The sequence below is a fragment of the Vibrio sp. D3 genome (genome assembly GCF_043995865.1).
Classification (GTDB): domain Bacteria; phylum Pseudomonadota; class Gammaproteobacteria; order Enterobacterales; family Vibrionaceae; genus Vibrio; species Vibrio diabolicus.
On record NZ_CP171887.1, the window covers coordinates 435,830 to 447,274 of the forward strand.

Genomic DNA, 11,445 nt, shown 5'->3' on the forward strand with positions numbered 1-11,445 from the left:
GATTTTTTATGCTTCTTGCTTGTCTTCGGCAATGGTGACTTTCAAGCTCATCTCTTTTCCTTTGCGAATGATGCCGACGTCCACGGTGGTGCCAGGACGTAAATCGGTGACGATATCCATGACGCTCTGACGCCCTTGCACTTTATTGCCATCAATACTGATAATGATGTCCTGCTTTTGGAAGCCTGCCGCATTGGCTGGACCATTTGGATCAATACCAAGCACGACAATACCACCTATGTGTTCATTTCCAAGTAGGCGAGCAGTGACCGCATTAATGTCTTGGCCGTCGATTCCAATATAACCACGAATTACGCGGCCATCAGCGATGATTTTCTGCATGATCTTGCTGGCTAGTGGCGCAGGAATCGCAAAGGAAATACCGTAAGTTTCTAAATCAGTCGCTTGTTGGAAAGAGGCGGTATTGATGCCGACGAGCTCACCTTGTGTGTTCACTAGAGCACCGCCAGAGTTCCCCTCATTGATGGCGGCATCGGTTTGAATAAATGCTTGGCGACCGTCGCTAATAGATGAGCGTCCTGTTGCTGAAATAATGCCGAACGTTGTGGTTTGACCAAGGTTGTATGGGTTGCCGATGGCTAGGACCACATCACCCACTTGTGGCTTGTAATTAGAGTTCAGAGGGATAACAGGTAAGTTCGAACCTTCGACACGCAGTACGGCAATATCTGTGCGTTTATCCGTGCCAACTAGCTGAGCTGCCGCGGCTCTACCATCTTGTAATGCGACAACAATTTGGTCTGCTTGAGCAACCACGTGGTAGTTGGTAATGATGTAGCCTTTCTCACTGACAATGACACCTGAACCTAGACCTTGAGTCGAGAGTTTACTGCGATCATTTTCAACATATTTACGGCTGTAGATGTTTACTACGGCAGGTGCTGCTCTTCGCACCGCCTGATTAAATGTCAACTCAACGGACGCGATATTAACAGGTTGCGGATCTAGCGCGGCAGGAATTACGTTGTGGCGCAAAGATGGCACCGCCAGTAATACCACTGCGGCAGTAGCCAAGCCTAAAAAGACAGAACGTAATAAAAAGCTGAGCATATCCTCTCCATGCATGAGCGCCAAAATGGCATAGAAGATGAAGAATAGCATTACATTGAAAAATAACAAAAGGGCAGCACGGAATCGTGCTGCCCTTTTCATTAGCTATTGAGCGATAAGGAAAAGTATTCGAGGCTTATTACTCAGTGCTATGCATCGAAAACCTTATTTCCTATCACTTTGAAAGTGACTAACGAATAACAAGATAAATAGTACGTTCGCCACGCTGAATATTCAGAGCCAATACGCCTTTGTGCTTATCCACGATTGCACGAAGCTCAGCAAGGTTTTTCACGCGCTGACGGTTCACACCGATAATGATGTCACCTTGTTGCAATTGATATTGAGCAGCCGGAGAGTTATCTGCAACGCTTGATACTTTAACGCCTTGAATCGCATCACTTGGTGTCGTATTGCTTAATTCCGCCCCCTTGAGCCCTTCGTGTAATGTTTCGGCTTTGGCTTTCATATTTGTAGATTCGCCAAGCGTTACATCAAAGGTTTTATTCTTACCATCTCGAACCACACCTAATGTGATTTCTTTTCCTGCGCCCAGCGTTGCCACTTTTGCGCGGAGCTCTGAGAAAGTATTAATCGCTTTGCCGTTTACCGATACAATTACATCACCGGCTTTCAATCCAGCTTTATCGGCTGCGCTGTCTGGTACGACTTGGCCAATAAAGGCTCCTTTACTCGACTCGTAACCCAATGCATCAGCCAGCTCAGAGGTTACTTCACCGCCCTGTACACCCAACATGCCGCGTTTGACTTCACCAAACTCTAGAATTTGCTCGGTGAGGTTTTTCATCATGTTGGACGGAATCGCAAAGCCAATCCCCACGTTACCGCCGTTAGGGCCTAAAATCGCAGTATTAATACCGATCAGCTCACCATTAAGGTTGACCAATGCACCACCAGAGTTACCGCTGTTAATTGCGGCATCGGTTTGGATGAAGTTTTCGAAGTTTTCAACGTTTAAGCCACTACGGCCTAATGCTGAGACGATGCCCGACGTCACGGTTTGACCGAGTCCGAATGGGTTACCAATCGCAACCGTAAAGTCACCTACGCGAAGTTTGTCGGAATCTGCGACTTTAATTTGCGTTAAGTTTTTCGCTTTTTCTAATTTAAGCAACGCAACATCGGCCATCTCATCTCCGCCAACGAGCGTAGCGTCATACTCGCGACCATCATAGAGGCGAACTCGAATCTCATCCGCGCCCTTGATTACGTGGTAGTTAGTGACGATATGCCCTTTTTTCGCATCAATAATGACACCAGAACCTAAACCTCTGAACGGGCGCTCGCGCCTTTGCTCCATCGGAAAGTCCGGTCCAAAGAAGAATTGAAATTGTTCGGGAATACGGCTGGTTTGTACTTGTTTGCCTTCTACAGCAATACTCACAACAGCAGGGGTTACTTTCTCAAGCATGGGCGCCAAGCTAGGTAACTGTTGGCCATCCACATTTAAAGGTAATGCTGCGGTGGCTTGAACTGGCGCAATAATAGAGCCCAAACTCAGAGATAGAACGGTGAGCGCAAGCAGTGGTTTTTTCATCCAATAACTCCTCTTGAAACATGTCTGCCAAAAAGAAATATCCGAACGGTTAGTTCACTTTGTTAATAACTAATATAGGGCCTAGTTCGGATAATCAAAGGGGGAGGCAGTTCACATCCAAGTTAGAGCAAAGGTAAGAAGAAAAAGTTCAAAAAAGGGCCGATACAAATGTATCGGCCCTAGTAGGTAGAGGTAAGAGAAGGTTATGATGCTTTTGCGGTTACCGCTTCGGGAGCATTAATGATTTCTTTCTCTTGATCCTTTAAAAGACCCGTTGCGCCATTGGCGTAGTCTTTTGGCTGTTCGTTAAACTCTGGTTGATCTTCTGCAATAGCTTCAGAAGACATTGCCGTTTTCTTATCAAACGGGTTGTCTTGCTCTGGCAAGTTTGGCAAAAGCTCAGAAGAGGTCTTAGCCATATGTTGGTACAGCTTGGTGTAATCTTTACCTAGTGTATCCAACATTTCTGCGGTTTGTGCAAAATGATCGACGAGCTCTTGACGTTGTTGCTCTAGTTCAAACTTGGCCGCTTCAAGTTCTTTCTGCACAGACTTTTGTTTCTTGTATTCAGGGGTGGTTAGTCTACTAATGACTACGCCTACGATTGTACCGACCAGCAAACCCACAATGGCATAAATCCAAGGCATAACTGCTCCTTATAGTTGTTTTAACAAGTCTTTTACTACTTAGTTACACGCGGTGCTAGTCCATGTTACTATGGCTTGAACAGCCGATAAAGAAAAATAGCAGTATGTCTTCGGGGACTGATAACTACTTCTCTCTATTCTCAAAGTTGACCCCGAGGTAACCCTTTTCCCAGTACCTCTATACGACTTAATACGATGACACCACTACAACAATATCAAAAAGACATAGCAGAACACGGGTTTCAGCGTGATGAAGCTCAGTATCAAGCGGTCGTTGCATTAGATAAGCTTTACCATGCTATCGTTGAATTTCAGTCAGCTCCTGTGCCCCAGCTTTCCAAATGGCAAAAGCTCATGGGGAAAAAAATCGACATGCCTGAGCCCCCAAAAGGTCTTTACTTTTGGGGAGGAGTCGGACGCGGTAAAACGTACCTCATGGATGCGTTTTTTGATGCTTTACCAACCCAAAGAAAAATGCGCGTACACTTTCACCGCTTCATGTATCGAGTACATGATGAGTTGAAGCTGTTAGGTGATGTCGAAAATCCGCTAGCAAAAGTAGCGGATAAATTCAAAGAAGAAGCGGATGTGGTTTGCTTTGATGAATTTTTTGTCTCTGACATTACGGATGCGATGATCCTTGCAACGTTACTCCAAGAGATGTTCAAGCGGCAGATGATCCTAGTCGCGACTTCAAACATCGAACCGCAGAACTTATATCGTAATGGCTTACAAAGAGCGCGCTTTTTGCCTGCAATTGATATGATTTTGGCACGCTGTGACGTGTTGAATGTTGATAGTGGCGTTGATTATCGCTTAAGAACGCTTGAACAGGCCGAAATATACCATTATCCACTTGATGAACAGGCCAACATTAATCTCAACAAGTATTATCAGCAGCTGACGGGCGAACGTCAGATCGTCGCTCATCAAATCGAAGTTAATCACCGTCAGCTTGAGGTAATTGAAGCGAGTGATGGGGTTCTGCATGCGTCGTTTGCTCAGTTATGCCAAACCGCTCGAAGTCAAAATGACTACATTGAGCTGTCCCGAATTTATCACACGGTATTATTGGCGGACGTTCAACAGATGAACCGAAAAATAGATGACGCTGCGAGGCGCTTTATCGCACTGGTCGATGAGTTTTACGAGCGCAATGTGAAGTTGATTATTTCTGCTGAAGTGCCAATGGAAGACTTATATACTGAGGGGCAGCTCGAGTTTGAATTTAAGCGCTGTTTGTCTCGGCTCACTGAGATGCAAAGTCATGAGTACCTCGCGCGTGAGCATTTGGCCTAAATCTAGTGGGTTCTTAAAAAGTGAAGAAAAAATTAGTGATTTGGCGCAAAAAAAGGTGATTTTTTCTTCGCTCTTCTCTATAATCCTGCGACCCACCGTTACTGCAGACCGGATTATCGAAGTTATTTCGAAATTGAAGGTCGAGAGTACCAACGACTCGAAGGGGTGATGACTGGGCTCTTAGACAGTGTGGGAGCACCAGAACGGTGTTCCTTAAAGTTTAAATTTTAATTAACGGGTTATTATTAGCATGAAAACTTTCGTTGCTAAACCAGAAACTGTAAAACGCGACTGGTACGTTGTAGACGCTGAAGGTAAAACTCTTGGTCGTCTAGCAAGTGAAATTGCATCTCGCCTACGTGGCAAACATAAAGCTGAATACACTCCTCACGTTGACGCTGGTGACTACATCATCGTTATCAACGCTGAGAAAGTTGCTGTAACTGGTAACAAAGCTAAGAACAAAGTGTACTACCGTCACTCTGAGTTCCCAGGTGGTCTAAAATCTATCACTTTTGAAAAGTTGATCGATCGTAAACCTGAGATGGTTCTTGAGCTTGCAGTTAAAGGCATGCTTCCACGTGGTCCTCTAGGCCGTGCTATGTACCGTAAGCTTAAAGTTTACGCAGGCGCTGAGCACAACCATGTTGCTCAACAACCACAAGTACTAGACATCTAATTGGGGATTTCGAAAATGGCAGAGAATCAATACTACGGCACTGGCCGTCGCAAAAGCTCAGCTGCACGTGTTTTTATTAAACCAGGCAGCGGCAACATTGTAGTAAACAAGCGTAACCTTGACGAATACTTCGGTCGTCCAACAGCTCGCATGGTTGTACAACAACCTCTAGAACTTGTTGAACTAACTGAAAAGCTAGACCTTTACGTAACAGTTAAAGGCGGCGGTATTTCTGGTCAAGCTGGTGCTATCCGTCATGGTATCACTCGCGCGCTTATGGAATACGATGAGTCTCTACGTCCTGCTCTACGCGCAGCTGGCTACGTTACTCGTGACGCTCGTTGCGTTGAACGTAAGAAAGTTGGTCTACGTAAAGCACGTCGTCGTCCACAGTTCTCTAAGCGTTAATTTCCTCTTATTGGAAATTCTGCTTTTCAGAGTTACTCTGGAAACTGTGTACCAAAAGCTCGGCTCTATGCCGGGCTTTTTTGTTTTTATACCAGCCTATCAATATCCATGTGTATTCACTTATAACTAGGTTCAAAGTAAGGCTTCTTCCTTACCATACGTTATAAGCTTATTTATCTGCTGTGGGTGCCTTTACGTCTTAATATCCCTGCAACATGTTTTAAAATGCCTACTCGTCTTTTTTGCGTATGCGGCGTGCTACAAAAGTGAAAATACAAACAACGTAAGTTGAATGCGCACTAAGAAATATTTTGCTGTGTAATTAACTGAAAACTACCAAGATAAAAGGTTTGAATAGCTTTCAGCAGAACTTCCATGTTGTGCTTTCTTGTTACAAATCACATCAATTTTTTATAATTCTGCCGCTTTTGTGACGACGCGAGCGATTTGCCTCACAAATGTTACAAAAAGGTAGCTTTATCTTGTCAAAAAGTAGGGTTTTCTTTATCATTTCCCTCCAATAAATAGAACTAAATTCATTATTTGTTAGCCATGCTCTTATAAGCGGAATAATAACGATCCAAAGGGAGCAAATGGGAGAATGTTTGGATGAGCAACGCGCCTTTAAATAACGGTCGCAGGCGTTTTCTAACCGCTACAACGGCAGTTGTTGGTGGGTTAGGGGCAGTCGCCGTCGCCGTGCCTTTTATCAAATCATGGAATCCGAGTGCCAAAGCCAAAGCGGCAGGTGCACCGGTGGAAGTGGATATAAGTAAAATTGAACCAGGTCAGCTGGTTCGTGTCGAGTGGCAGGGGAAACCTGTATGGATTGTTCGCCGCACTCAAAGCGTTCTAGATAACTTAAAAACGATCGGCGATAAGCTTCGTGATCCGCAATCTGAAATGGAACAGCAGCCTGAGTACGCTCAGAATGAGTTTCGTTCGATTAAGGAAGAGTTTTTTGTCGCTGTTGGTTTCTGTACTCACCTAGGTTGTTCACCAACCTATCTACCTGACTCTTTCTCAGAGCAGGTCCAGGGCGTAAGATCTGGCTTCTTCTGTCCTTGTCATGGTTCTAAGTTCGATATGGCTGGTCGAGTGTTCCAAGGGGTACCTGCTCCATTGAACCTTGTCGTTCCTAAGCACATGTATTTGAGCGACACCAAGCTCATTGTGGGTGTTGATGAGGGGGATGCATAATGCAAGCAATGTTAGACTGGGTTGAAAAGCGTATTCCTGCAATGAATGCTTATAAAAAGCATTTGTCTGAATACCCAATGCCTAAGAACTTCAACTTTTGGTACCTTTTCGGTTCTCTGGCGATGCTGGTTCTGGTTAACCAAATCCTAACGGGTATTTGGCTAACGATGAACTACGTTCCTTCTGGTGACGGTGCGTTTGCTTCTATCGAGTACATCATGCGTGATGTAGAGTACGGTTGGCTTTTACGTTACATGCACTCAACTGGCGCATCTGCGTTTTTCGTTGTTGTGTACTTGCACATGTTCCGTGGCCTGATCTACGGCTCATACCAAAAACCTCGTGAACTACTGTGGATCTTCGGTATGTTGATCTTCCTCGTTCTAATGGCTGAAGCATTCATGGGTTACCTACTGCCATGGGGTCAGATGTCATACTGGGGTGCGCAGGTAATCATTTCTTTGTTTGGTGCGATTCCTGTTATCGGTGATGATCTAACGCTTTGGATCCGTGGTGACTACATCATCTCTGGTGCAACGTTAAACCGTTTCTTCGCACTACACGTTATTGCACTGCCTATCGTTCTGCTTCTTCTTGTGGTTCTGCACGTATTGGCGCTGCACGAAGTCGGCTCAAACAACCCTGATGGTATCGAAACTAAGCTACCAAAAGGTTCAATGGGCGATGATTACAAGACACAGTTCAAGTTCCATGATTACTACACGAAGAAATACGACATTATCGACTCTATTCCTTTCCACCCATACGGTACGGTTAAGGACTTAGTTGGTGTGGCTGGTTTCTTGTTCTTCTTCTGTTACGTGCTGTTCTTTAACCCAGAAATGGGAGGATACTTCCTTGAACCGCCTAACTTTGAAGCGGCCAACCCACTGAAGACACCAGAGCACATTGCTCCGGTATGGTACTTCACGCCGTTTTACGCAATCTTACGTGCGGTTCCAGACAAACTATTAGGTGTTATCCTAATGGGTGCGTCAATAGCAGTGCTGTTTGTTCTACCTTGGTTGGATCGTTGTAAAGTTCGTTCATACCGTTACCGTAGCAAACTTCATCTGTTGAATATTGTACAGTTCACTATCGCCTTTATCGCTCTGGGTATTTTAGGTGCGTTACCTGCAACACCAACGTACACACTACTATCTCAGATCTTTAGCTTGTGTTACTTCATGTTCTTTGTGTTGCTGTTCTTCTACAGCAAAAATGAAGCAACCAAACCATTACCAGAGAGGGTGACATTCAAATGAAGAAGTGGATTGTAATTCTATTTGCTATGTTGCCATCACTAGCGATGGCAGCGGGGGCTAACGTTCCGCTTGATAAAGCGAATGTTGACCTAACGGATAAAGCTTCGCTACAAAACGGTGCGAAGTTGTTCATGAACTACTGTTTTGCTTGTCACTCAACGCAGTATCAGCGTTATGAGCGTGTAGCAACAGACTTGGAAATTCCAACAGACTTAATGAAAGAAAACCTGATTTTCAATCCTGAAGCGAAAATCGGTGATCTAATGGTCAACGCAATGCCACCGAAGCAAGCGGCAAATTGGTTTGGTGCTCCACCACCAGATCTTACGTTGGTTGCACGAGTTCGTGGTGCTGATTGGTTATACACTTACTTACGCTCTTTCTATGTTGATCCATCTCGTCCATTCGGCGTGAACAACATTGTCTTCCCGAGTGTTGGTATGCCACATGTGCTCGAAGAGCTACAAGGTATCCCGACGCCGATTTACGATACGAAAATCGTAGATGGCGAAGAAGTACAAGTTGTTGTTGGTACTGAAACAGACGGTACGGGTGAGCTGAGCGAAGGCGAATACGACAAAGCGGTTGGCGACCTAGTGAACTTCTTGGTTTATTCAGGTGACCCAGTGCAGCTTGAGCGTCATGCTTTAGGTTGGTGGGTAATGGGCTTCTTAGTGCTTCTAACCATCATTGTCGTGATGCTCAAGAAAGAGTATTGGCGCGATGTGCATTAATTGTGCTAAAATACCGTGCTAATTCCCAATTTTAATTGATGTACAATGGAGGCTTAGCCTCCATTGTTTTTATTTGTAAGTGTACTGGAGGGCTCCATGGCTGTAGCTGCCAATAAACGTTCTGTGATGACTCTTTTCTCAAGTGCATCAGATTTGTATAGCCATCAGGTTCGCATTGTACTAGCTGAAAAAGGCGTAAGTGTTGAAGTTGAGCTTGTTGACGAAGCAAACCTTCCTGCTGAGCTTGTTGAGCTAAACCCATATAAATCAGTGCCAACTCTTGTTGACCGTGAGCTAGCTCTTTACGATTCAAAAATCATCATGGAGTACTTGGACGAGCGTTTCCCTCATCCACCTCTAATGCCGGTTTACCCTGTTGCTCGTGGCAACAGCCGCTTGATGATGTACCGTATCGAACGCAACTGGTATTCACTCGCTGAAAAAGTGATGAAAGGTAATGCGGAAGAATCAGAAAAAGCACGCACAAAGCTGCGTAATGATCTTCTAACGTTAGCGCCAATTTTTGCTGAATATGAGTACTTCATGAGCGAAGAATTCAGCTTGATCGACTGTTACCTAGCTCCATTATTGTGGCGTTTGCCTCAACTTGGTATCGATCTGGTTGGCCCTGGTTCAAAAGAAATCAAGGTGTACATGAACCGCGTATTTGAACGTGATTCGTTCCTTGCTTCCCTAACTGAAGCTGAACGTGAAATGCGCCTAGTTCGCTAAGCGATTTTAAACACGTTATGGATATTGCAAAAATGACTGCTCGCCGTCCGTATATGCTTCGTGCATTTTACGATTGGCTAGTAGACAATGACTTGACTCCTCACTTGGTGGTGGATGCAACGATGCCGGGCGTACGTGTACCGGTTGAGTTTATTCAAGATGGTCAAATTATTTTGAATATTGCACCACGTGCGGTGGGTAATCTTGAGTTAGGTAATGATGCGATTACCTTCCATGCTCGCTTTAGCGGCCGTCCACACTCAGTAATTGTGCCTGTGTATGCTGTCCAAGCTATTTATGCGCGTGAGAATGGTGCTGGTACTATGTTTGAACCAGAAGAAGCGTACACTCACATCGAAGAAGCGATGACCGAGGAAGAATCATCCCCATCGTTTACAACGGTTAGCGATGAGCCTTCTGAGTTAGCCTCTGATTCGGATGCAGAAGAGGACGATGCTCCTCGACCAAAAGGCAAACCAAGCTTAAGAGTGATTAAATAATAAAAAAGCAGCGTAACGCTGCTTTTTTTCTTTTTAGTGTCTTGACGTGTTTTCAAGTGATGTTTCGCAATTACTCACTGATCGTAAATGCTTCGACGTTGGCTTCATTTTCCGCGTTTGTCTCACTTTCTATTGTTTGTACACCGTCACTCGGTAGGTCCACTTCTACAGGTTCCATTTCGCCATATTGGAACCCTTTAATGACTTGTTTTACGCCTGAGATATTACGCGCGATTTCTGTCGCTCGCTCGCCTTGCTCTGGTGTGACATAACCAAACAGAAAAACGTCGCCGTCTTCGGTGATCACTTTAACCTTAACGCCATTGAGTTCAGAGTCGGTCAGCAAGGCTGATTTTACTTTGGTTGTGATCCAACTGTCGTTGCTAATTTGAGTGACAGTGAGTGGCTCTTTTTGTTTGATTTGATTGTGTATGACTTTCACACCACTAACTTCTCGAGCTCTTCGCTCTAAAGCATGGATAAGGTCTTGCGTTGGAGCCTGACCCATAAGAACAACCGTACCGTTATAGGAGCTGGCAACCACACGAACCTCACCTTTAAACGGCGCCTTATTCCCGATCGCCGCAACTTCGAATTCGATGTTGTTGTCCTGCCAAATTTGTTTTGTACTGCGTGTGTCCGTGACAATATTTGCTGTGGTTGCAGCGCCAGCGATAAACAAGCCAGCGCAACCACTTAAACTCAATGCTGTTAATAAGATAACGAGGCTACGTATCATAATTCTGACCCTCAGTCTTGGTTACTCTTCATGAGCAGGGAAAAGCACCTGGTCAATAAGATCACAAAGACAATGGAGTGTCACCATATGTACTTCGTGAATACGTGCAGTGCGGTGTGATGGAATACGAATTTCGACGTCGTTCTCACCAAGCAGTCCTGCCATCTCACCGCCATCTTTTCCTGTTAGCGCGATAATCGTCATGTCTCGAGTTACGGCCGCTTCCATCGCTTTGATAATATTTTTGCTGTTACCGCTAGTCGACATGGCAAGCAGAATGTCGCCTGGCTGGCCAAACGCTCGTACCTGTTTTGAGAAAATTTCCTGGTAGTGGTAGTCGTTTGCAACAGCGGTCAGGGTTGTATTATCGGCTGTTAAGGCCATTGCAGGTAGGCTAGGGCGCTCAGTTTCAAAACGGTTTAAAAGACAAGAAACAAATTGTTGAGCGTTTGAAGCACTGCCGCCATTACCACAACATAAAATTTTGTTGCCATTGAGCAAGCTTGAGACCATCGCTTGGGCCGCGTGAGTAATGGCATCAGGCAGCGCCTCTGCTGCTGCGATTTGAATTTGAATACTTTCTGTAAAGCTGTCTTTAATGCTGTCTAGCATC

Annotated in this window: 13 protein-coding genes; 8 read left to right on the forward strand and 5 right to left on the reverse strand. The window is 45.0% G+C overall.

The window, feature by feature from the left end:
- Window positions 1-6: 6 nt before the first annotated feature.
- The 3 genes from degS to zapG all read right to left on the reverse strand — a co-directional run bounded on the left by degS (window position 7) and on the right by zapG (window position 3,276).
- Window positions 7-1,071 (reverse strand): outer membrane-stress sensor serine endopeptidase DegS, encoded by a 1,065-nt coding sequence (gene degS / locus ACHFJ9_RS10080; protein ID WP_046873999.1) that lies wholly within the window; start codon window positions 1,069-1,071, stop codon window positions 7-9.
- 190 nt (window positions 1,072-1,261) lie between these two features.
- The gene (locus tag ACHFJ9_RS10085; RefSeq protein WP_005395920.1) at window positions 1,262-2,629 is read right to left on the reverse strand and encodes a Do family serine endopeptidase; all 1,368 of its coding nucleotides are present in this window, start codon (window positions 2,627-2,629) and stop codon (window positions 1,262-1,264) included.
- A 203-nt stretch (window positions 2,630-2,832) separates the two neighbouring features.
- A complete protein-coding gene (gene zapG, locus ACHFJ9_RS10090) occupies window positions 2,833-3,276 on the reverse strand; it encodes a Z-ring associated protein ZapG (protein WP_005395919.1) in 444 nt (147 codons plus the stop codon).
- Window positions 3,277-3,471: 195 nt separating this feature from the next.
- On the opposite strand from zapG, the gene zapE reads away from it, so the two are divergent.
- The 8 genes from zapE (at window position 3,472) to sspB (ending at window position 10,093) form a co-directional block, all read left to right on the forward strand.
- The gene (gene zapE, locus ACHFJ9_RS10095) at window positions 3,472-4,575 is read left to right on the forward strand and encodes a cell division protein ZapE (protein ID WP_005395918.1); all 1,104 of its coding nucleotides are present in this window, start codon (window positions 3,472-3,474) and stop codon (window positions 4,573-4,575) included.
- 250 nt (window positions 4,576-4,825) lie between these two features.
- The gene (gene rplM, locus ACHFJ9_RS10100; RefSeq protein WP_012842158.1) at window positions 4,826-5,254 is read left to right on the forward strand and encodes a 50S ribosomal protein L13; all 429 of its coding nucleotides are present in this window, start codon (window positions 4,826-4,828) and stop codon (window positions 5,252-5,254) included.
- Between the two features lie 15 nt (window positions 5,255-5,269).
- Window positions 5,270-5,662 carry a 30S ribosomal protein S9 gene (gene rpsI, locus ACHFJ9_RS10105; protein WP_005372876.1) on the forward strand — a complete coding sequence of 131 codons (393 nt, stop codon included), beginning with the start codon at window positions 5,270-5,272 and terminating at the stop codon, window positions 5,660-5,662.
- Window positions 5,663-6,271: 609 nt separating this feature from the next.
- Complete coding sequence (gene petA, locus ACHFJ9_RS10110; protein ID WP_005396462.1) at window positions 6,272-6,862, forward strand: ubiquinol-cytochrome c reductase iron-sulfur subunit; 591 nt, start codon at window positions 6,272-6,274, stop codon at window positions 6,860-6,862.
- Window positions 6,862-8,127, forward strand: coding sequence for a cytochrome b (locus ACHFJ9_RS10115; RefSeq protein WP_005372880.1), 1,266 nt, complete (start codon window positions 6,862-6,864; stop codon window positions 8,125-8,127). The genes petA and ACHFJ9_RS10115 overlap by 1 nt, the downstream gene beginning before the upstream one ends.
- Window positions 8,124-8,861, forward strand: coding sequence for a cytochrome c1 (locus ACHFJ9_RS10120; RefSeq protein WP_005396460.1), 738 nt, complete (start codon window positions 8,124-8,126; stop codon window positions 8,859-8,861). The genes ACHFJ9_RS10115 and ACHFJ9_RS10120 overlap by 4 nt, the downstream gene beginning before the upstream one ends.
- A gap of 96 nt (window positions 8,862-8,957) precedes the next feature.
- On the forward strand, window positions 8,958-9,593 hold the full coding sequence (sspA, locus tag ACHFJ9_RS10125) for a stringent starvation protein SspA (RefSeq protein ID WP_005372897.1): 636 nt from the start codon (window positions 8,958-8,960) through the stop codon (window positions 9,591-9,593).
- 17 nt (window positions 9,594-9,610) lie between these two features.
- Window positions 9,611-10,093: a ClpXP protease specificity-enhancing factor gene (gene sspB, locus ACHFJ9_RS10130; RefSeq protein WP_395356707.1), complete on the forward strand. Its 483-nt coding sequence runs from the start codon at window positions 9,611-9,613 to the stop codon at window positions 10,091-10,093.
- 70 nt (window positions 10,094-10,163) lie between these two features.
- Here sspB and ACHFJ9_RS10135 read toward each other — a convergent pair whose 3' ends face one another.
- Together ACHFJ9_RS10135 and ACHFJ9_RS10140 are read right to left on the reverse strand one after the other, a co-directional pair.
- A complete protein-coding gene (locus tag ACHFJ9_RS10135) occupies window positions 10,164-10,832 on the reverse strand; it encodes a BON domain-containing protein (protein WP_054867253.1) in 669 nt (222 codons plus the stop codon).
- Between the two features lie 21 nt (window positions 10,833-10,853).
- Window positions 10,854-11,444 (reverse strand): phosphoheptose isomerase, encoded by a 591-nt coding sequence (locus ACHFJ9_RS10140; protein ID WP_005372901.1) that lies wholly within the window; start codon window positions 11,442-11,444, stop codon window positions 10,854-10,856.
- Window position 11,445: the final 1 nt, after the last annotated feature.